This window comes from Streptomyces sp. DH24, from assembly GCF_029813775.1.
Lineage (GTDB): Bacteria > Actinomycetota > Actinomycetes > Streptomycetales > Streptomycetaceae > Streptomyces.
On the sequence record NZ_JARVKW010000036.1, the window covers coordinates 24062 to 43518 of the forward strand.

A 19457-nucleotide genomic window follows, 5' to 3' on the forward strand; every position below is an offset into this window, starting at 1 on the left:
GGTACGGCGGTCGCGCCCGACCGCGCCGTCTCCAGTCTGCCCCCGGTCCGCCGGTGACGTATATCCGTGACAACACCCATGTCGCCACCGTACGGGCGGGTGACAGCATGACGGGGCCGCGCGGGACCGCGGGACGGGTCCCCGACCTGGCGGAAGTGCCGACAACGGCCGACGAACGAGGAGAAGAAACGTGTCCGCTCCACGCCTGAGGACGACGCCGCTGCCGGGCATCGGGGTCCAGTACGACCTCGTCACCCGGGAACGCCGCCATCTGTCGGTGGTGGCGCACCGCGACGGCACCCGCACGGTGAACCTGTACCGGGCCGACGACCCGGACTCCTGCGCCCAGTCGCTGCACCTGACGGCCGCCGAGGCGAGTTCGCTCACCGACGCGCTGATGCCGTCCCACCACAGTCCGAGCCTGCTCTACACCACCGACCTCGGGCTGGTGGCCGAGCGGATCGAGGTCGCCGCCACCTCGCACTGGAACGGGCGCGTGCTCGGCGACACCCGGATGCGGACGGAGACCGGCGCCTCCGTCGTGGCGGTGCTGCGCCGGGCCGAGGCGATCCCGTCGCCGGCGCCGGACTTCCGGCTGGCCGGGGGCGACACGGTCATCGTCATCGGCACGCGCGAGGGTGTCGACGCGGCCGCGGCGATCCTCGGTCGGGAGTGAGCCGGTGCACTCCGCGGTTCTGCTGATCGAGTTCGGTTCCATCATTCTCGGCCTGGGCCTGCTCGGCCGGTTCGCCGGCCGCTACCGGCTGTCCCCCATACCGCTGTACCTGCTCGCCGGTCTGGCGTTCGGGGAGGGCGGGCTGCTGCCGCTCGGCGCGAGCGAGGAGTTCATCGCCACCGGCGCCGAGATCGGCGTCATCCTGCTGCTCCTCATGCTGGGCCTGGAGTACACGGCGAGCGATCTGGTCTCCAACCTCAAGGCGCACTATCCGTCCGGCCTCGTCGACTGCGCGCTGAACGCCGTGCCGGGCGCGGCGGCGGCCCTGCTGCTGGGCTGGGGCCCGGTGGCGGCCGTGGTGCTTGCGGGCGTCACGTGGATCTCGTCGTCCGGGGTCATCGCGAAGGTCCTCGGCGACCTGGGCCGGGTCGGCAACCGGGAGACGCCGGTGATCCTGAGCGTGCTGGTGCTGGAGGACCTGGCGATGGCGGTGTACCTGCCGATCGTCACCGCGCTCGTGGCCGGCGCCGGGCTGCTGGCGGGCAGCGTGACCCTCGCCGTCGCGCTGGCAGCGGCGGGCGCCGTGCTGTTCGTGGCGCTGCGCTACGGGCGGGTCATCTCGCGGTTCGTCTCCAGCGACGACCCGGAGAAGCTGCTGCTGGTCGTGCTGGGCCTGACGATCCTGGTCGCGGGTGTGGCACAGCAGTTGCAGGTGTCGGCGGCGGTGGGCGCGTTCCTGGTGGGCATCGCGCTGTCCGGGGAGGTCGCGGAGGGCGCGCACACGCTGCTGAGTCCGCTGCGGGACCTGTTCGCCGCGGTGTTCTTCGTCTTCTTCGGTCTGCACACCGACCCGGCGAGCATCCCGCCGGTGCTGCTGCCCGCGCTCGCGCTGGCGCTGGTGACGGCGGCCACGAAGATCGCCACCGGGTACTGGGCCGCGCGGCGCGCCGGGATCTCCGTCAAGGGACGCTGGCGCGCGGGCGGGGCGCTGGTGGCGCGCGGCGAGTTCTCCATCGTGATCGCCGGCCTCGCCGTCTCGGCGGGCATCGAGCCGTCCCTCGGCCCGCTGGCCACGGCGTACGTCCTGATCCTGGTCGTACTGGGCCCGCTCACGGCCCGCTACACGGAACCCCTGGCGACGTGGTGGTCCCACCGGCGCGACGGCGACGACCCCGCGAACGCCTCCGGCACACCCCAGGCGGCGGGCACGTCGGCCCGGGACTGAGGGAGCGGGCCACCGGGCCGGACCGGCTCCGACCGCAACGCCCCTACGGCCCCGGCCACCGCGCGCACGCGCGCACGCGCGCACGAGGGTCGGATCGCAACGCCGCCGGGAGGGGCCCGCCCGCGACGCCACGCGGGCCCGACCGCCACGTCCAGTGGGCTCCCGACCACCAGTGCCACGCCGGAGCCCCGGCCGCCCCTCCGCCCGCCGGAGCCCCGGCCGCCATTCCACGCGCGGCCCCGGTCGGCGGGCCGCGGTCGGCGGGCCCCGGACGTGTGCACCCCCACGCTGGTCAGCTCGGCGTCCCGGCTGGCAGGATCGCCCGCATGTCCAACGTCGTGTCCCGTTTCGCCGGCCGTCGCGCCCTGCAGGCCGCGGTGGCCGGTGTCGTCGCGCTCGGGCTGCTGCTGTGGTGGCTGCTGCCGCTGGGCGACGCTCCGCCGAGCGGGACGATGACGCTGAGCACCGGCACGCGCGCCGGGGTCTACCAGAAGTACGGCGCGCTGCTGCGGGCCGAGCTGGACGAGGACATGCCGGATCTGAGGGTGCGGCTGCTGACCAGCGCCGGTTCCCAGCAGAACGTCAAGCGCGTGGCGACCGGTCAGGCGGACTTCGCGATCGCGGCGGCCGACGCGGTGGAGACGTACCGGCTGCTCGGCCTGCCGGGCGCCGAGTCGCTGCGCGGCGTGGCCCGGCTGTACGACGACTACGTGCAGCTCGTGGTGCCGCCGGGCTCGGACGTCCGCTCGGTCGCGGACCTGCGCGGCAAGCGCGTGGCGATAGGCCCGCCCAACTCGGGCGTGCGCCTGATCGCCGACCGGGTGCTGCGCGCGGCGGGCATCGACCCGGAGGAGGACATCTCGCCCCGCGCCGACGGCATCGACACCGGCCCGGAGCGGCTCGGCAAGGGCCTCGACGCGTTCTTCTGGTCGGGCGGGCTGCCGACGGACGGCCTGAACAGGCTGGCGGAGGAGTCCGCGCTGCGGTTCGTGCCGATCGAGGACGAGCTCGTCGCCGAGCTGCACCGGCAGGGCGGCGCCACGCGCTACTACCGCGCGCGGAACATGCCGGAGTCCGCGTATCCCGTCATCCAGAACGGCACCTCCGTGCCGACGATGGCGGTGTCCAACGTGCTGATCACGCGCGCGGACCTGGATCCCCGGCTCATCGAGTGGGTGACCCGGACCGTGATCCAGAGCCGGGACGGCATCGGCCGGCACGTGCACTCCGCCCAGCTCGTGGACCTGCGCACCGCGATCTACACCGACCCCCTCGCCCTGCACGAGGGCGCCCGCCGCTACTACCGCTCGGTCAAGCCGTAGCGCGGAGTGCGCCGGCGCTCACGGCACCGGACCCGTCCGCGGCACGGTCACCGTGACCTCCAGGCCGTGCGGTTCGTGGTGGTCGTACGTGATGGTGCCGCCGCCCGCCGCGAGCAGCGCGCGCGAGATGGACAGCCCGAGGCCGGAACCTTTGACGTTCTGGTGGCGGCCGCTGCGCCAGAAGCGGTCGCCGACCCGGGCGAGTTCCTCGTCGGTCAGGCCGGGTCCGTGGTCGGCGACGACGATGCTCGAACTCTCGGCGACGGAGGAGACGGTGACCCGCACGGTCTCACCGCCCGGCGTGAACTTCACCGCGTTGTCGATGACCGCGTCCAGGGCGCTGGACAGTGTGACCGGGTCGGCCCAGGCGGTGGTGGCCGGGCAGTCGCCCACCAGCCGCACGCCCTTGGCCTCGGCGGTCGGCGCCCAGGCGGCGACACGCTCGGCGGTCAGCGCGCCGATGTCGGTGACCTTCAGCTCGACCTTGGAATGCTCGGCGAGCGCCAGGTCGAGCAGGTCGTCCAGGACCCGCGCCAGCCGCTTGCCCTCGGCCTGCACGGACGCGATCTCCTCGTTGCCCTCGGGGAGCTCCAGGGCGAGCAGTTCGATGCGCAGCAGCAGGGCCGAGAGCGGGTTGCGCAGCTGGTGGGAGGCGTCGGCGACGAAGGCGCGCTGCTGCTCCAGCACGTTCTCGACGTTGTCCGCCATCTCGTTGAACGACCGGGCCAGACGCTGGAGTTCCGGCGGCCCTCCGGTGGCCGCGACCCGCGACTTCAGGCGTCCGGTGGCGATGTCGTGGGTGGTGGCGTCGAGGATGCGTACGGGTCTGAGCACCCAGCCGGTCAGCCGCAGCGCCGCGCCGACCGCCAGCAGCATCGCGGTGATCTCGCCCGCGCCGATGATCAGCCAGCCGTGCAGGATGCGCGAACGCATGGACCCGGTGGGCGAGTCGATGACGACGACCGCGACGACGTCGCCGTCCCGGATGACGGGCGAGGCGACGACGAGGCTGTGCCGCTCCCAGGGCCAGACCTGCTCCGGGTCGTGGCTGCGGCGGCTGAGCAGCGCCTCCTCGAAGGCGTCGCGCACCTCCCCGGAACGGGGCAGGAACCACGTGGCCGGGGCGTGTGCCATCGGGGTGTCGGTGCGGTAGAAGACGCCGGCGCGGATGCCGTAGACCCGGTGGTAGCTGCGCAGTTCGCGGCTGAGGGTCTCCAGGCGCTCGTCCTTGGCCGTGGGGTCGTCGGCGACGAACTGGGCGAGGGCCGCGAAGCGCGCGGTGTCGTCTATGCGGTCGACGACGACGTTCTGCTGCTGGGCCGCGGCGACGCTGACGGCGAGCGGGATGCCGAGGGCCAGCAGCACGGCCGCCATCAGGACGATCAGCAGCGGCAGGAGTCGTGTGCGCACCCCGGCCCGCTACGAACCCGGGGCGACGAGCCGGTAGCCCACGCCGCGTACGGTCTCGATGAGCGCCGGCATGCGCAGCTTGGCGCGCAGGGACGCCACGTGCACCTCCAGGGTGCGTCCGGTCCCCTCCCAGCTGGTCCGCCACACCTCGCTGATGATCTGCTCGCGGCGGAAGACGACGCCGGGCCGCTGCGCGAGCAGGGCGAGCAGGTCGAACTCCTTGCGGGTGAGCTGGACGACCGCGCCGTCCACGCTGACCTGCCGGGTGGGCAGCTCGATGCGTACGGGGCCGAGGCGTACGGCCGTCTCGATGCCGCTGGAGGTGTCCTCGTGCGCGCTGCGCCGGCTGACGGCGTGGATGCGGGCGAGGAGTTCCCCGGTGTCGTAGGGCTTCACGACGTAGTCGTCGGCGCCGAGGTTCAGGCCGTGGATACGGGAGCGCACGTCGGAGCGCGCGGTCACCATGATGACCGGCGTGGCGGTGCGCTTGCGGATCTTGCTGCACACCTCGTAGCCGTCCTGGTCGGGCAGGCCGAGGTCGAGGAGGACGACGCCGAAGCCGTCGCCTTCGGGGACGAGCGCCTGGAGGGCCTCTTCGCCGCTGCGCGCGTGCGTGACGTCGAAGCCGTGCCGGGCCAGGATCGCGGACAGAGCTGCGGCGACGTGGTTGTCGTCCTCGACGAGCAGCAGTCTCATCCGGGCCCCTTTCGGTTCATCGGCCGTACCATTTTGATGTGTAGAACAGCACAGGCACACGCGCGCGTGCGTCTGTGAAGTGACGCCGATGGACGAGGACGGCGTCAAGAGGGTTCCGGTTGCGGGCCCCTACCGTTACGCGGCCGATATGCGCCCTGCTCACAAGTGCTACGACACGTGTCTGATTGCTATCGGATCGTGATGCTCAGATTCCCCTCAGATGTAATGACGCTGGTCGTGGAGGGTCACTACTGTCCTCCGAAACCGAGGAGGACGGAGCCTGAGAGCGATGACCGAAGTATCGGTGGCCAAGGAAGACGTGGCCGCAACCGGCGAACTGGTCGTCCTGAAGAGCGTCAACAAGCACTTCGGCGCGTTGCACGTACTCCAGGACATCGATCTGACAATCGCCCGCGGCGAGGTCGTCGTGGTCATCGGACCCTCCGGGTCCGGTAAGTCCACGCTGTGCCGCACCATCAACCGCCTGGAGACCATCGACTCCGGCGCGATCGCGATCGACGGCAAGCCGCTGCCGCAGGAGGGCAAGGAACTGGCCCGGCTGCGCGCCGACGTCGGCATGGTCTTCCAGTCCTTCAACCTCTTCGCGCACAAGACGGTGCTCGAGAACGTGATGCTGGGCCAGATCAAGGTCCGCAAGGCCGACCGGAAGAAGGCCGAGGAGAAGGCCCGTCAGTTGCTCGACCGGGTCGGCGTGGCCACCCAGGCCGACAAGTACCCGGCGCAGCTCTCCGGAGGCCAGCAGCAGCGCGTCGCCATCGCGCGGGCCCTGGCCATGGACCCGAAGGTGATGCTCTTCGACGAGCCGACCTCGGCCCTGGACCCGGAAATGATCAACGAGGTCCTGGAGGTCATGCAGCAGCTCGCCCGCGACGGCATGACCATGATCGTCGTCACCCACGAGATGGGTTTCGCACGATCGGCGGCAAACCGCGTGGTGTTCATGGCGGACGGCCGGATTGTCGAGGAGGCTGCGCCCGACCAATTCTTCAGCAACCCGCGCAGCGACCGCGCCAAGGATTTCCTGTCGAAGATCCTGCACCACTGATCACCGCACCGTACCGTCACGGACGGTCCGCATCCGTTCCTCACACCAAAGGATCCACCATGAAGCTCCGCAAGTTCACCGCCGCTTCGGCCGTGGCGCTCACGCTCGCCCTGACCGCCACCGCGTGTGGCGGTGACGACAAGGACAGCGACTCGGGCAGCGGCTCGGGCGGCGACAAGATCAAGATCGGTATCAAGTACGACCAGCCCGGTCTGGGCCTGAAGCAGCCGGACGGTTCCTTCTCCGGCTTCGACGTGGACGTCGCCGCGTACGTCGCCAAGGAGCTCGGTTACAAGGAAGACCAGATCGAGTGGGTCGAGACCAAGAGCGCCGACCGCGAGAACGCGCTGGCCCGCGGTGACGTGAAGTTCATCGCCGCCACGTACTCGATCACCGACGAGCGCAAGCAGAAGGTCGACTTCGCCGGCCCGTACCTGCTGGCCCACCAGGACCTGCTGGTCAAGGCCGACTCCGACATCAGCAAGGCCACCGACCTCAACGGCAAGAAGCTCTGCTCGGTGACCGGCTCCACCTCGGCGCAGAACGTCAAGGACACCATCGCCCCGAAGGCCCAGCTGCGTGAGTACAGCGGCTACTCGGAGTGCCTCGCCGGTCTGCAGAGCGGTGCCGTCGACGCACTGACCACGGACGACTCGATCCTCGCGGGCTTCGCCGCCCAGGACAAGTACCAGGGTCAGTTCAAGCTCGCCGGCCTCAAGCTGAGCAACGAGAACTACGGCATCGGCGTCAAGAAGGGCGACTCCGCGACCGTGGACAAGATCAACAAGGCGCTGGAGAAGATGGTCTCCGACGGTTCGTGGGAGAAGGCCGTCAAGGACAACTTCGGCCCGGCCAACTACAAGAACGAGCCGGCCCCGAAGATCGGCCAGATCGTCAAGTAACGCGGAACTCCGCTGACGCAGGAATCCGGCAGGTAACGCAGGGTTCCGCAGGCGCGCCGCCGCCCACGCCTCCCCGCGGCGGCGCGCCACGCCCTCCACGTACGCCACACACCCGGAAGCGCGGGAGATCGTGTTCGACTTTCTTGAAGGCTACGACGTCCTAGGGGCGTTCTGGACGACGGTGCAACTCACCGTCTTCTCCGCCGTCGGCTCCCTGATCCTGGGCACAGTGCTGGCCGCCATGCGGGTCAGTCCCGTCCCGCTGATGCGCGGGTTCGGCACCGCCTACGTCAACATCGTCCGGAACATCCCCCTCACGGTCATCATCGTCTTCTCCTCCCTCGGCCTCGCCGACATCTTCGGCATGACGATGGGCGTCCCCGACGACTTCGACCTCCTGGGCTTCCGGCTCGCCGTGTTCAGCCTGGCCGCCTACACCGCGGCCTTCGTGTGCGAGGCGATCCGCTCCGGCATCAACACCGTGCCCCTCGGCCAGGCCGAGGCGGCCCGCGCGATCGGACTGAGCTTCAGTCAGACCCTGCGGCTGATCGTGCTTCCGCAGGCCTTCCGCTCGGTCATCGGCCCGCTGGCCAACGTCCTGATCGCCCTGACCAAGAACACCACCGTGGCCGCCGCCATCGGCGTCGCCGAGGCCGCACTCCTGATGAAGGAAATGATCGAGAACGAGGCCCAGGTGCTGGCCATCGGCGCGATCTTCGCCCTCGGTTTCGTGGTGCTGACTCTTCCCACGGGCCTGTTCTTCGGCTGGCTCAGCAAGCGACTGGCGGTGAAGCGATGAGTTCCGTCCTCTACGACGCTCCGGGCCCCCGCGCCAAGCGGCGCAACGTGCTCTTCTCCGTCGTCTTCTTCGTCCTGCTCGCCCTCTTCCTGTGGTGGATCTGGCGGACGATGGACGACAAGGGCCAGCTGCAGTGGGCCCTGTGGGAGCCGTTCACGACCTCCGCGGCCTGGACGACGTACCTGGTGCCAGGACTCGGCAACACCCTCAAGGCCGCGGCACTGGCCATGGTCATCGCCCTTCCGCTGGGCGCGGTCCTCGGCATCGCCCGTCTCTCCGACCACCGTTGGGTACGGGGCCCCGCCGGCGTCGTCGTCGAGTTCTTCCGGGCCATCCCGGTGCTGCTGCTGATGCTGTTCGCCAACGAGGTGTACGTGGAGTACACGGGCATCTCCAGCGAGGACCGGCCCCTCTACGCGGTCGTCACCGGCCTGGTGCTGTACAACGCCTCGGTGCTCGCAGAGGTCGTCCGGGCCGGCATCCTCTCCCTGCCCAAGGGCCAGGCCGAGGCGGCCTACGCCATCGGTCTGCGCAAGGGCCAGACGATGCAGACCATCCTGCTGCCGCAGGCCGTCACGGCGATGCTGCCGGCCATCGTCAGCCAGCTCGTCGTCATCGTGAAGGACACCGCCCTCGGTGGTGTGCTGCTCAACTTCACCGAGCTGCTGAATGCGCGCAGCACCCTCGCGGCCAACTACGCCAACGTCATCCCGAGCTTCATCGTGGTGGCCGTCGTCTACATCGTGCTCAACTTCATCCTCACCTCCTTCGCCTCCTGGCTGGAGGGCAGGCTGCGCAAGAGCAAGCGGAGCACGGGCGCGGTCGTCGGCGCCGAAGAGGTCGAGGAGCTGAACGCGGCCGAGATCGGCGCCCCGCAGAAGACCCGCGGCGCTCCCTGACGCTCCCTCAACCCGTTTGACCCGCACGGAGGCAGTGGCATGATCGCCACTGCCTCCGTCGCTTGACGCAAGCAGCGGCAATGGGTTGCATACGTTCTGTGATCGTGCACCCTGCTCCAACGTCCTGTTCACCTACGTCTCTCAGGTCACCACTGCGGGCAGGGGGCGCCGCGCCGTGGACCCGGTGATCGTCGTCGGAGCGGGGCCCGTCGGGCTCACGCTCGCCCTGGGTCTGGCGCGTCAGGACGTGCCCTGCGTCGTCCTGGACGAGGGACCGGGCAAGGACGAACCCCGTCCCGCGCGCACCGTCGTGCTGCGCGAGGACACCGCCGCCCTGCTGGAACGGCTGACCGGTGTGCCGCTCGCGCAGGCCGGCGCCCACTGGGCCGGATGGCGGTCGATGCGGCGCAAGCAGGTGATGCGCGAGGTCTTTTTCGACGAGGCCGAACCCGCCCCGCTGCACATCGCGCAGCACGTGCTGACCGGCGCCCTGCGCGCCGCCCTCGCCCGCGAGTCACGGGTGAGGATCGCCGTGGACAGCAGGGTCGACGGCGTGGAGCAGGAGGCCTCCGGCGTCACGGTCCACACCCGCGGCCCGAAGGGCACATGGTGGCGCGGCAGTTATCTGGCCGGCTGCGACGGTCCCCGCTCCACGGTCCGCAAGCTCCAGGACATCCGCTTCCCGGGCCGTACGGCGGTGGAACGGCACGCCGTCGCCGCCCTGCGCACCGAACTCCCCTGGCCCGGCGAGGCGCTGCTGCACCGCCTGCCGCCGTGGCGCACGACCGGCCCGTCCGCCGGCGAGATCACCGCCCGCCCGCTGCCCGGCGGGGTGTGGCGGCTGGACTGGCTGCTCCCGCCGGGCAAGGACCTCGTCACCCCCGAACTGCTGGTCACCCGCGTCCGGGAGACGCTGGCCGGCTGGACCGGCGGCTCCACACCCCCGTACGAGCTGCTCGACACCGGTGTCCACACCGTCCACCACCGGCTGGCCCGGCGCTGGCGGGTCGGCCGCGTCTTCCTCGCCGGGGACGCGGCGCATCTGCTCGGCGCGCTCGGCACCCACGGCCTCGACGAGGGCCTCAGGGACGCCGACAACCTCGCCTGGAAACTGGCGCTGGCCTGGCACCACGGCCCGCACGAGGCGCTCCTCGACAGCTACCAGGAGGAGCGGCGCGGCGCCGTCGCCGCCCGGCTGCGCGCGGCCGACCAGTCGCTGCCGATACTGCGCGGCGGCTCGGGGGGCCTGCGCTCCTACGTGCCCGGCGCGGCCCGCGGCCACGACGCGCTGCTCACGGACGGTCATCTGGGGCGCGGAGCACTGGGCGCGCCCGGCACGTACGCCGACTCGCCTCTCGCACCCGGGCACCTCGAAGGGGAGGTGCCCGTCGGCACACCGCCCGGAGCGCAGGTCACCGACGTCCTGGTGACGGCGGAGGACGGCTCCTTCGTACGGCTGCGGGACCGGCTCGGGCGCGGCGCGCTGCTCGTGGTGCTCGTCGCGCCGGGCACGGGCGTGTGGGAGCGCAAGCACTGGGTGACCGCCGGCATCATGCCCCGGCTGATGGCCGCGGTGAGCGCGCTGCCGCACACCGCCGAACTCCTCGTGGCCGAGAGCTATCCGGGCGCGGGCGCCCACACGGTGCTCCTCGTCCGTCCCGACGGCCACCTCGTCACCGCGTTGAGCGGAGTGCGCCCGGCCGACCTGTACGCGGCCGCCGAGGCCGCGCTGGGCGGTGCGGCCGACGCGGAGGCCGAGGCGGAGGCACCGGCCGTTTCCCACTGACGCCACGCGCCCGCCGTCACCGTATGCCCGCATGGTGACGGCCTGAGACGGAGACGACCGACCGGCTCACACTGACACGGACGCGCCCGCCATCACGGTACGTCCGCATGGTCACGCCCGGAGACGGAGACACCGGCCGCCTCCCACCGGTGCCAACGAGCCCGCCACCACCGCACGCCCGCATGGTCACGCCCGGAGACGGACACACCGACCGGCTCACACTGACACGAACGAGCCCGCCGTCACCGTACGTCCGCATGGTGACGGCCGGTTGACCGGTCCGGACGGCCATGGTGTACTCCGGACCGTGACCGACACCTCGACGCGCCTGTGGCGGAGGGTCCACATGGACCTCGTCCGCTACGCGGGCTGCGTGTGTCGTCCGTCCTGCTGAATTCGCCTTCCTCTCCCCCGCGCGCAGTGCCGTCCGTCGGCCGCGCGCGTCTCCGCGAACCCTCTTCAGGACGGTCCATGTCTGTCTCCCCGGCCTCCGTGCCGACCACCGCCGGCCCCGCGCCCACGCAGGCCGACCTGCTCGACTTCGTACGGCGGACCGCCGCCGACACCGAACTGATCGCCTCCCTCCCCCTCGACCCCGAGGGCCGCACCTGGCTGCGGCTCGACGGGCCCGGCGGCAGCGAGGCCTGGCTGATCGGATGGCCGCCCGGCACGGGCACCGGCTGGCACGACCACGCCGACTCGGTCGGCGCCTTCTTCACCGCGTCCGGCGAACTGCGGGAGCACTCACTCGCCGCCCGGCTGCCCACCGACGGCTGGAAGACCCTGGAGCTCACCGACGGTGTGGACCGCGAGCGCCGGCTGACGGCCGGGCAGGGCCGCGCCTTCGGACGCCACCACGTGCACGAGGTCCTCAACGACTCCCCCGACCACCACGCGGTCTCCGTCCACGCCTACTACCCGCCCCTGCCCCGCATCCGCCGCTACAGCCGCGTCGGCCAGGTACTGCGGCTGGAGCAGATCGAGCGACCGGAGGACTGGCAGTGACGACGGGAAGCGGACGGACGGAGCAGCCGGTGGCGGCGACGGGCAGCACGGGTCAACTGCCGCCCGGCATCGACGAGTTGCTGGAGCGGGTGCGGGACGGCTACGAACGCGTCGGACCCCGGGAGGCCTACGAGGCCGCGCGCGCCGGGGACGCGCTGCTGGTGGACATCCGGTACGCGGCCCTGCGCGAGCGGGACGGGCTGATCCCGGGCGCCCTGGTCGTCGAGCGCAACGAACTGGAGTGGCGTCTCGACCCCCGCGGCAGCCACCGCGCCCCCGAAGCGACGGGCCACGATCTGCGGATCGTCGTGATCTGCAACGAGGGCTACGCCTCCACCCTGGCCGCGGAGTCCCTGCACCGACTGGGACTGCACCGGGCCACCGATCTGGCGGGCGGCTTCCAGGCGTGGCGGACGGCGGGGTTGCCGGTGACGGTGGCGGGGCCGGCGCCCTTCCCCGGTGCCGACCGCTGAGCCTGCCCGGCCCAGCCCCGGCAGTGGCAGTGGGCCAGCGGTGACCCCAATCCGACGTTCCGTCAGAATCCCTCCTCCGGCAGGAACTCCGTGTCCTCGCCCTCTTCCTCCAGCGCCTGGCGGACCACTCGCAGGGCCATGCCCTCGGGGTAGCCCTTGCGCGCGAGCATGCCGGCGAGACGGCGCAGACGCTTGTCGCGGTCGAGGCCGCGGGTGGCGCGCAGCTTGCGGTCCACGAGTTCGCGCGCCGTCGCCTCCTCCTGTTCGGAGTCGAGCTGGGAGACGGCCGCGTCGATCAGCGTGGAGTCGACGCCCTTGGTGCGCAGTTCCCGGGCGAGCGCACGGCGGGCCAGGCCTCGGCCGTGGTGCCGGGACTCGACCCACGCGTCGGCGAACGCGCTGTCGTTGATCAGTCCGACCTCCTCGAACCGCGACAGCACCTCCTCCGCGGCCTCGTCCGGGATCTCCCGCTTGCGCAGGGCGTCCGCGAGCTGCTTCCGCGTGCGCGGGGTCCCGGTGAGCAGGCGCAGGCAGATCGCCCGTGCCTGCTCCACCGGGTCCCCAGGAGGCTCCCCCTTCTCGGCCCTCGACGAGAAAGAGGCACCCCCGTCCTCGCCGGACGGCTCCCCGCGGCCCCGCCGGCGGCTCCCCCGTGAGCCGCCCGCGCCGCGGGCCCCCCGTGCCCCGCCCCGGCGTCTGCCACCGGGAGCGCCGGCACCGTCCGGCCACTCCTCGCGACCCGGCCCGTCGCCGTACGGCTCCCCCGTCCCGTACGGCACCGTGCCGTCGTGTCCCCCGTCCGTGCCGTGGCCGGCGTGCTCCCCGTACCCCCCGTACGCGTCACCGCCCGTCCCGGCGGAGCCCCCGTACTCGGCCCAGTCGGTTCGTCGTGTCACGGATCAGCTCTTGGCTGCCGCGGCCTTGGACTTGGTCACCTTGGCCGCGGGGGCGGGCACCGCCGTGGCGGCGTCGGCCGGGGCTGCCGTGGCCGCGGCGTCCGCACCCGGTTCCGCGGCCGGCTCTGCGGGACGCACGCCGACGCCCAGCTTCTCCTTGATCTTCTTCTCGATCTCGTTGGCCAGGTCGGGGTTGTCCTTCAGGAAGTTGCGCGCGTTCTCCTTGCCCTGACCGAGCTGGTCGCCCTCGTACGTGTACCAGGCGCCGGCCTTGCGGACGAAGCCGTGCTCCACGCCCATGTCGATCAGGCCGCCCTCGCGGCTGATGCCGTGGCCGTAGAGGATGTCGAACTCGGCCTGCTTGAAGGGCGGCGCGACCTTGTTCTTGACGACCTTGCAGCGGGTGCGGTTGCCGACCGCCTCCGTGCCGTCCTTCAGGGTCTCGATGCGGCGGATGTCGATGCGCACCGAGGCGTAGAACTTCAGCGCCCGGCCACCGGTCGTGGTCTCCGGGGAGCCGAACATCACGCCGATCTTCTCGCGGAGCTGGTTGATGAAGATGGCGGTGGTCTTGGACTGGTTGAGCGCGCTGGTGATCTTCCGCAGGGCCTGGCTCATCAGGCGGGCCTGCAGACCGACGTGGCTGTCGCCCATCTCGCCCTCGATCTCCGCGCGCGGGACGAGCGCGGCGACGGAGTCGATGACGATCAGGTCGAGGGCACCGGAGCGGACCAGCATGTCCACGATCTCCAGGGCCTGCTCGCCGTTGTCGGGCTGGGAGAGGATCAGGTTGTCGATGTCGACGCCGAGCTTCTTCGCGTACTCGGGGTCGAGGGCGTGCTCCGCGTCCACGAACGCGACCTGGCCTCCGGCCTTCTGCGCGTTGGCCACGGCGTGCAGCGTCAGCGTGGTCTTGCCGGAGGACTCCGGTCCGTAGATCTCCACGACGCGGCCGCGCGGCAGACCGCCGACGCCGAGGGCCACGTCGAGGGCGGTCGACCCGGTCGGGATGACCTCGATGGGCTCCATCGACCGCTCGCCCATGCGCATGACCGCGCCCTTGCCGAATTGCCGTTCAATCTGTGCGAGCGCGGCGTCCAGAGCCTTCTCGCGGTCGGTTCCTGCCATGGGTTCCACCCGATTTGCTTGAGTCGATCGCTTCACGTCAAAGACGCTAACGCCTGCCACTGACAATGCGCCCCGACGCACGTCCGGCCTGTGGATAACTCGGGCACATCTCCATTGAAAACGGGGCGAAGTACCCATCCAGAGCCTCGCCGGAGCCTCCATAAGAATGGATGTTCGATTTTCGTGTCAAGCGCACCACGCGGGCCCCGGCCGGGGTCCGTCCGTCAGGAAGTCCCGCCCCCGGACCCTTCCCCGGAACCCTCCGTCGGCCCCTCCGCCGGCCCTTCCGCCCCCGGCCGGGACCCACCCGGTCGTCCCGCCCGCGCGCGCCACGCGCGGGTGAGCGCCCGGGGGCCGGCGGAACCGCGCCGGTGACCGTGGACGCGCGGGTCGTCCGTGACGGCGTACCGCTTCACGTACGCGCCCAGGAACGCCTGGAGCGTGGCGACGGCGGGGATGGCGATCAGGGCGCCGACCGCGCCGAGGAGGGCCGTGCCGGCGACGACCGAGCCGAAGGCGACGGCCGGGTGGATGTCGACGGTCTTCGCGGTCAGCTTGGGCTGCAGCACGTAGTTCTCGAACTGCTGGTAGAGCACGACGAAGATCAGCACCCACAGCGCGTACCAGGGATTGACCGTGAAGGCGATCAGCATGGGCAGGGCGCCCGCGAGGTACGTGCCGATGGTGGGGATGAACTGCGACACCAGGCCCACCCACACGGCGAGCACGGGCGCGTAGGGCACGTTCAGGAACTCGAGCAGAACGAAGTGCGCCAGGCCCGAGATGAGGGCCATCAGGCCGCGCGAGTACAGGTAGCCGCCGGTCTTGATCACGGCGATCTCCCAGGCGCGCAGCACCTCGGCCTGCCGCGCGGGCGGCAGCACGGAGCACAGGGCGCGGCGCAGCCGGGGGCCGTCGGCGGCGAAGTAGAACGAGAACAGGGTGATCGTCAGCAGCTGGAAGAGACCGCCGAGGACCTGGGCGGACACGTCGAGAACGCCGGTGGCGCTGTTCTGCACGTAGTTGCGCAGCCAGTCGGAGCGCAGCAGGCCCTCCTGGACGTCCACGCGTCTGAGCTCGGTGTGGAAGTGCGTGTTGATCCAGTTGATGACGGAGTCGATGTAGTCGGGGAAGCCCTCGACCATCTTGATCAGCTGGCCGGCGAGCATGGAGCCGAGCAGGGTGACGAACCCGGCGGCCACGACGGTCACGGCGAGGAAGACCACGGCGGTGGCCAGCCCTCGGCGCAGTCCGCGTGAGGCCATCCAGCTCACCGCGGGTTCGACGGCGAGCGCCAGGAAGAACGCGATGACGACGTTGATCAGCAGGCCGGTGAGCTGGTGGAAGGCCCAACTGCCGAGCTGGAACACGGCGATGAGGGCGAGGGCGAGGACCATCGCGCGCGGCAGCCAGCGCGGCATACGGGCACCGTTCGCCGGCGCCGGCGGGGGGCCGGGCGGCGGCGTCGGGCCGATCGGGGTCGCGTGCCGGGTCGCCTGCCCGGTCTCGTCAGTGGGTGCCACGGTGCAAGTCTCGCCCACGCCGCCGACAGCCCGCTGCCCCGGCCCGGCGAACTTCGCGCATCAGGACTGCCGCCGCCGCGCGAACGTCGCCACCCGGCGCCGCCCCCGCTCCGCGGTCTTCGCGGCTCAGCGCTTCTCCCGCGGCACGTCCATCACCGCGCAGACCACCCGCCACACGTCCTTGGCCTCCCAGCCGGCGGCCAGCGCCTCGTGCACCGTGCGCCCGCCGAGCTCCGACATCACGTGGTCGCGCGCGAACATTTCGGCGTAGCCCGGACCGAAGTGATCCGCCATCCGCTCCCAGAAGACCGTCAACCGCATGCCATCAGTATCCCGCCCCCGGGGGAGCCTACGGCGGGACCGCTCACCGGCGCCGCTTTCCGCCTACGGTCTGACGCATGGCCGAAACAGGAGCTTCCGCACTCCCCCCGACGCCCCCGGCGCGGTCCCCGCTCGCGCGCGCCGAACGCTTCGTGTGGCTCACCGCGCGCGTGCTGGAGCAGCACCTCTTCGCCCACCACTTCCGGGACGGCCCCGCCGACCCGGTGGAGACCGCGCTGGACGCATACCGCAACGACGACGGCGGATACGGCCACGGGCTGGAGCCGGATCTGCGCGGCCCCGTCAGCCAGCCCCTGCACGCCGCCCACGCCCTGCGCGTGCTGGACGCCGTGGGGCGCTGCGGCGGTCTGCGCGTCGAGCGCGTGTGCCGCTATCTGACGTCCGTCTCCACGGCGGACGGCGCCCTTCCGGCGATCCATCCCAGCCAGCGCGGCTACCCGGCGGCGCCCTTCGTGCCGGTCGTGGACGACCCGCCCGGCGCCCTGCTCGCCACCGGGCCGGTGGTGGGGCTGCTGCACCGGAACGAGGTGTGGCACGCCTGGCTGTTCCGGGCCACGGACTTCTGCTGGCAGGCGGTCGAGTCGCTGGAGAGGTCCCACCCGTACGAGGTCGAGGCCGCCGTCGCCTTCCTGGACTCCGCGCCCGACCGCACGCGCGCGGAGGCGGCGGCGGACCGCCTGGGCCGTCTGGTGCGCGAGCAGCGCCTCGCCGCCCTGGACCCGGACCACCTGGACGCGTATCCCGTGGCCGCCGGTTACGCGCCGCGCGAGCACCACTTCCCGCACGACTACGCGCGGACGCCGGACAGCCTCGCACGCGCGTGGTTCACGGACGACGAGGTGGCACGCTCCCTGGACTTCCTGGCAGCCGAGCAGGAGGAGGACGGCGGCTGGCCGGTCCGCTGGCGCCAGTGGGCACCGGCCCCCGCCCTGGAAGCGCGCCCTCTGGTCACGCTGGAGGCGCTGCGCACCCTGCGGGCGTACGGCCGCGACATCGGCTGACGGCGGTCGCGCCGCAGCCACCCGCCCGGGCGCGCGCCGCTGCCACCCGCCCGGGCGTACGCGCGCGGGCGGCCCCGCTCGCGCGGCTGCGCGGCACCTGGTCCCTGGGCACGGGACATACGCGTCCGCGCGCGGGCGGCCTCTCCTGGCGCTGCGCTGCCTGCCCGCCTCGCCCCGCCCGGGCGTACGCGCGCGGGCGGCCCTCCGCCCTGCCGCACACAGCCCCTTCACCCGCCCAGCGCCCGCACCCCCGCGGTCACGATCACGGCCGCCGCGACGACGACCAGGAACGGCGCCCGCAGCACCAGCGCGACGGCGGCGGCGGCGATCCCCGCGGCACGCGCGTCCAGCACCAGCGTCCGCCCGTCGGCGAAGGTCTGCTGGGCGGTGAGGGCGGCGAGCAGGGCGACGGGCAGCAGCGCGGCGAGCCGCCGCACGAGCGGTCGTTCCAGGGCACCCGCGGGCACCAGCAGCCCGGCGAGCTTGACGGCGTAGCAGCCGAGAGCGGTGACGCCGATCGCGATCCAGATGTTCAACGGTCTTCCTCGGACGGGTCGCCGGCGTGGCCGGACGGGTGGTCGGGGGCCTGGGGCACGGCGTGGGGCGCGCCGGACAGGTCGTCGTGCGCGCCGCGCCGCCCGTGCGCCCACAGGACGGCCGGGGCGGCGAGGGCTGCCACCAGGACGGGCACTCCGGCGGGCAGCAGGGGCAGCAGGCCAAGCCCCAGCAGGACGGCGAGCCCGGCGACGGCCCGTTCCGTCCCGCTCTTGAGCATCGGCGCGAGCAGCGCCAGGAAGACGGCGGGTCCGGCGGCGTCCAGGCCCCACGCGTCCGTGTCGCCGATGGCCTCGGCGCCCAGTGCGCCGAGCAGGGTGGTGAGGTTCCACAGGAGGTACAGGCTGAGCCCGGTCACGGCGAACCCGAGCCGGGCGCCACGGCGGGTCGGCTGGGCCAGCGAGACGGCGGCCGTCTCGTCGATGACCCACTGGGCGGCGAACGGCCGCACCGCGCGCGGGAGGGCGAGCACCTGCGACAGGCGCAGCCCGTAGAAGGCGTTGCGCACGCCCAGGAAGAAGGCCCCGGCGGCCGCCGTGAAGGGGCTGCCGCCGGCCGCGAGCGCGCCGACCAGGGCGAACTGGGAGGCGCCGGTGAACACGAGCAGGCTGAGCGCGCAGGTCTGCCACAGCGAGAGCCCGCCGCCGGCCGAGGTCACGCCGAAGGCGAACCCGGACAGTCCGACGGCGACCCCGACGCCGAGGGCGTCCCGCACGACAGCCCTGTCCGACTTGCCGCCGTTTTCTTCACCTATGTCCGCTACTGCTGTCTGTTCTGCCACGCGTCGGACGATACGAGGAGCCGTCGCCGCGCGTCTTGTACGTTCTTGCGCTCCCGCCGGTAGGCGCCCGGGGGCACCCCGACGATGCGGGTGAAGTGCCGGTTCAGGTGCGGCTGGTCGGTGAACCCGACGGCGAGGGCGGCCTCCGCGGGCGTCGTCCCGGCGTCGAGCAGCCGACGCGCGTGCCGGACGCGGGCGTCGGTCAGCCAGGTGTGGGGCGGCATTCCGTAGGCGTCGCGGAAGGCCCGCAGCAGGGCGAACGGACTGGTGCCGAGGTCCGCGGCGAGCTGTTCCAGGGTGGGCGGGCCGGCCATCCGGTCCTCCAGCACCGCACGCGCGCGTGCGGCGAGCCGGGCCCCGGCCGTCCGGACCTCCCGCTGGGGCAGCGGCCCGCCGTTCAGCCGCAGCAGCCGCGTCACGGCGACCCGCAGCAGGGTGTCGGCGGCGAGCGCGTTGCCCTCGTCGGTGGCCCGCAGCACCCGGTGCACCAGCGCCACCGCGTACGGATCGTCCAGCACCGGCCGCACGAAACCGGGCGTGCCCCGCAGCGTGGTCGTCTCGGCGGCTATCGCGGCCACCACCTCGGGCGACGGGTAGACCGCCCCGTACCGCCAGCCCTCGGGCACCCCGGCCCGGCCGGTGTGCGGGGTGTCCGGATTGACCAGCGCGAGCGCACCGGCCCCGGCGTACTGATCGCCGCCGCCGTGGTGGAACACCTCGACGCCGTCGGCGATGGCGGCGATCACGAAGTGCTCGTGGGTGTGCCGCACGAAGGTCTTGCGGATGTAGCGGGCGCGCAGCAGGTCGACGCCGGGCAGGTCGGCGTACTGCCAGTGCCGCGCCCGCTCGCCGGTTCCCGCCATGGTCGTATTGTCCGCCACCGGCCGCACCACCGCCGGGCCGCTCGACCGCCCGCGGTCCACCGCCGCCGCGCCGCGGGACCGCACCCGAGCCGCGCCACGGCCGTCGGCC

Annotated in this window: 21 protein-coding genes; 12 read left to right on the forward strand and 9 right to left on the reverse strand. The window is 72.3% G+C overall.

Going from position 1 to position 19457, the window contains the following annotated elements:
* The first annotated feature begins 190 nt into the window (after window positions 1-190).
* The 3 genes from QC282_RS25015 (at window position 191) to QC282_RS25025 (ending at window position 3223) form a co-directional block, all read left to right on the forward strand.
* The gene (locus QC282_RS25015) at window positions 191-676 is read left to right on the forward strand and encodes a cation:proton antiporter regulatory subunit (RefSeq protein ID WP_279551809.1); all 486 of its coding nucleotides are present in this window, start codon (window positions 191-193) and stop codon (window positions 674-676) included.
* Window positions 677-680: 4 nt separating this feature from the next.
* Window positions 681-1901, forward strand: a complete 1221-nt coding sequence (locus tag QC282_RS25020; protein ID WP_279551810.1) for a cation:proton antiporter — start codon at window positions 681-683, stop codon at window positions 1899-1901.
* Window positions 1902-2227: 326 nt separating this feature from the next.
* Window positions 2228-3223 carry a TAXI family TRAP transporter solute-binding subunit gene (locus QC282_RS25025; RefSeq protein WP_279551811.1) on the forward strand — a complete coding sequence of 332 codons (996 nt, stop codon included), beginning with the start codon at window positions 2228-2230 and terminating at the stop codon, window positions 3221-3223.
* Window positions 3224-3241: 18 nt separating this feature from the next.
* On the opposite strand, the gene QC282_RS25030 is transcribed toward QC282_RS25025, so the two are convergent.
* Both QC282_RS25030 and QC282_RS25035 read right to left on the reverse strand, forming a co-directional pair.
* Window positions 3242-4633 carry a HAMP domain-containing sensor histidine kinase gene (locus QC282_RS25030; RefSeq protein WP_279551812.1) on the reverse strand — a complete coding sequence of 464 codons (1392 nt, stop codon included), beginning with the start codon at window positions 4631-4633 and terminating at the stop codon, window positions 3242-3244.
* Between the two features lie 9 nt (window positions 4634-4642).
* A complete protein-coding gene (locus QC282_RS25035; protein WP_279551813.1) occupies window positions 4643-5329 on the reverse strand; it encodes a response regulator transcription factor in 687 nt (228 codons plus the stop codon).
* A gap of 289 nt (window positions 5330-5618) precedes the next feature.
* On the opposite strand from QC282_RS25035, the gene QC282_RS25040 reads away from it, so the two are divergent.
* The 8 genes from QC282_RS25040 (at window position 5619) to QC282_RS25070 (ending at window position 12259) form a co-directional block, all read left to right on the forward strand.
* Window positions 5619-6395: an amino acid ABC transporter ATP-binding protein gene (locus tag QC282_RS25040; RefSeq protein ID WP_279551814.1), complete on the forward strand. Its 777-nt coding sequence runs from the start codon at window positions 5619-5621 to the stop codon at window positions 6393-6395.
* A 59-nt stretch (window positions 6396-6454) separates the two neighbouring features.
* On the forward strand, window positions 6455-7297 hold the full coding sequence (locus QC282_RS25045) for a glutamate ABC transporter substrate-binding protein (protein WP_279551815.1): 843 nt from the start codon (window positions 6455-6457) through the stop codon (window positions 7295-7297).
* A 130-nt stretch (window positions 7298-7427) separates the two neighbouring features.
* Window positions 7428-8096, forward strand: coding sequence for an amino acid ABC transporter permease (locus tag QC282_RS25050; RefSeq protein WP_279551816.1), 669 nt, complete (start codon window positions 7428-7430; stop codon window positions 8094-8096).
* On the forward strand, window positions 8093-8995 hold the full coding sequence (locus QC282_RS25055) for an amino acid ABC transporter permease (RefSeq protein ID WP_279551817.1): 903 nt from the start codon (window positions 8093-8095) through the stop codon (window positions 8993-8995). The genes QC282_RS25050 and QC282_RS25055 overlap by 4 nt, the downstream gene beginning before the upstream one ends.
* 175 nt (window positions 8996-9170) lie before the next feature.
* Window positions 9171-10781: an FAD-dependent monooxygenase gene (locus tag QC282_RS25060; protein WP_279551818.1), complete on the forward strand. Its 1611-nt coding sequence runs from the start codon at window positions 9171-9173 to the stop codon at window positions 10779-10781.
* A gap of 307 nt (window positions 10782-11088) precedes the next feature.
* Window positions 11089-11175: a putative leader peptide gene (locus QC282_RS32365; protein ID WP_316731559.1), complete on the forward strand. Its 87-nt coding sequence runs from the start codon at window positions 11089-11091 to the stop codon at window positions 11173-11175.
* Between the two features lie 77 nt (window positions 11176-11252).
* On the forward strand, window positions 11253-11786 hold the full coding sequence (locus tag QC282_RS25065; RefSeq protein ID WP_279551819.1) for a cysteine dioxygenase: 534 nt from the start codon (window positions 11253-11255) through the stop codon (window positions 11784-11786).
* A gap of 29 nt (window positions 11787-11815) precedes the next feature.
* Window positions 11816-12259, forward strand: a complete 444-nt coding sequence (locus QC282_RS25070; protein WP_279551841.1) for a rhodanese-like domain-containing protein — start codon at window positions 11816-11818, stop codon at window positions 12257-12259.
* Between the two features lie 62 nt (window positions 12260-12321).
* Here QC282_RS25070 and recX read toward each other — a convergent pair whose 3' ends face one another.
* The 4 genes from recX to QC282_RS25090 all read right to left on the reverse strand — a co-directional run bounded on the left by recX (window position 12322) and on the right by QC282_RS25090 (window position 16127).
* A complete protein-coding gene (recX, locus tag QC282_RS25075; protein WP_279551820.1) occupies window positions 12322-13155 on the reverse strand; it encodes a recombination regulator RecX in 834 nt (277 codons plus the stop codon).
* A gap of 3 nt (window positions 13156-13158) precedes the next feature.
* Window positions 13159-14283 carry a recombinase RecA gene (recA, locus tag QC282_RS25080; RefSeq protein WP_279551821.1) on the reverse strand — a complete coding sequence of 375 codons (1125 nt, stop codon included), beginning with the start codon at window positions 14281-14283 and terminating at the stop codon, window positions 13159-13161.
* A gap of 224 nt (window positions 14284-14507) precedes the next feature.
* Window positions 14508-15806 (reverse strand): AI-2E family transporter, encoded by a 1299-nt coding sequence (locus QC282_RS25085; protein WP_279551822.1) that lies wholly within the window; start codon window positions 15804-15806, stop codon window positions 14508-14510.
* Window positions 15807-15932: 126 nt separating this feature from the next.
* Window positions 15933-16127: a DUF3046 domain-containing protein gene (locus QC282_RS25090; RefSeq protein WP_279551823.1), complete on the reverse strand. Its 195-nt coding sequence runs from the start codon at window positions 16125-16127 to the stop codon at window positions 15933-15935.
* 77 nt (window positions 16128-16204) lie between these two features.
* Between QC282_RS25090 and QC282_RS25095 the strand changes: the two genes are divergently transcribed.
* Window positions 16205-17149 carry a hypothetical protein gene (locus tag QC282_RS25095; RefSeq protein ID WP_279551824.1) on the forward strand — a complete coding sequence of 315 codons (945 nt, stop codon included), beginning with the start codon at window positions 16205-16207 and terminating at the stop codon, window positions 17147-17149.
* Window positions 17150-17376: 227 nt separating this feature from the next.
* On the opposite strand, the gene QC282_RS25100 is transcribed toward QC282_RS25095, so the two are convergent.
* Genes QC282_RS25100 through QC282_RS25110 form a run of 3 tightly spaced genes read right to left on the reverse strand, consistent with a single transcriptional unit; the run spans window position 17377 to window position 19348 of the window.
* A complete protein-coding gene (locus tag QC282_RS25100) occupies window positions 17377-17685 on the reverse strand; it encodes an AzlD domain-containing protein (RefSeq protein ID WP_279551825.1) in 309 nt (102 codons plus the stop codon).
* Window positions 17682-18485: an AzlC family ABC transporter permease gene (locus tag QC282_RS25105; RefSeq protein ID WP_279551826.1), complete on the reverse strand. Its 804-nt coding sequence runs from the start codon at window positions 18483-18485 to the stop codon at window positions 17682-17684. The genes QC282_RS25100 and QC282_RS25105 overlap by 4 nt, the downstream gene beginning before the upstream one ends.
* Window positions 18464-19348, reverse strand: coding sequence for an AraC family transcriptional regulator (locus tag QC282_RS25110; protein ID WP_279551827.1), 885 nt, complete (start codon window positions 19346-19348; stop codon window positions 18464-18466). The genes QC282_RS25105 and QC282_RS25110 overlap by 22 nt, the downstream gene beginning before the upstream one ends.
* Window positions 19349-19457: the final 109 nt, after the last annotated feature.

Excerpts from the sequence above, each read along its gene's own strand:
- QC282_RS25055 (WP_279551817.1), top strand. The coding sequence starts at position 8,093 with ATGAGTTCCGTCCTCTACGACGCTCCGGGCCCCCGCGCCAAGCGGCGC.
- QC282_RS25045 (WP_279551815.1), top strand. The coding sequence starts at position 6,455 with ATGAAGCTCCGCAAGTTCACCGCCGCTTCGGCCGTGGCGCTCACGCTC.
- QC282_RS25035 (WP_279551813.1), bottom strand. The coding sequence starts at position 5,329 with ATGAGACTGCTGCTCGTCGAGGACGACAACCACGTCGCCGCAGCTCTG.
- QC282_RS25065 (WP_279551819.1), top strand. The coding sequence starts at position 11,253 with ATGTCTGTCTCCCCGGCCTCCGTGCCGACCACCGCCGGCCCCGCGCCC.
- recA (WP_279551821.1), bottom strand. The coding sequence starts at position 14,283 with ATGGCAGGAACCGACCGCGAGAAGGCTCTGGACGCCGCGCTCGCACAG.
- QC282_RS25090 (WP_279551823.1), bottom strand. The coding sequence starts at position 16,127 with ATGCGGTTGACGGTCTTCTGGGAGCGGATGGCGGATCACTTCGGTCCG.
- QC282_RS25110 (WP_279551827.1), bottom strand. The coding sequence starts at position 19,348 with ATGGCGGGAACCGGCGAGCGGGCGCGGCACTGGCAGTACGCCGACCTG.
- QC282_RS25025 (WP_279551811.1), top strand. The coding sequence starts at position 2,228 with ATGTCCAACGTCGTGTCCCGTTTCGCCGGCCGTCGCGCCCTGCAGGCC.
- QC282_RS25095 (WP_279551824.1), top strand. The coding sequence starts at position 16,205 with ATGGCCGAAACAGGAGCTTCCGCACTCCCCCCGACGCCCCCGGCGCGG.
- QC282_RS25040 (WP_279551814.1), top strand. The coding sequence starts at position 5,619 with ATGACCGAAGTATCGGTGGCCAAGGAAGACGTGGCCGCAACCGGCGAA.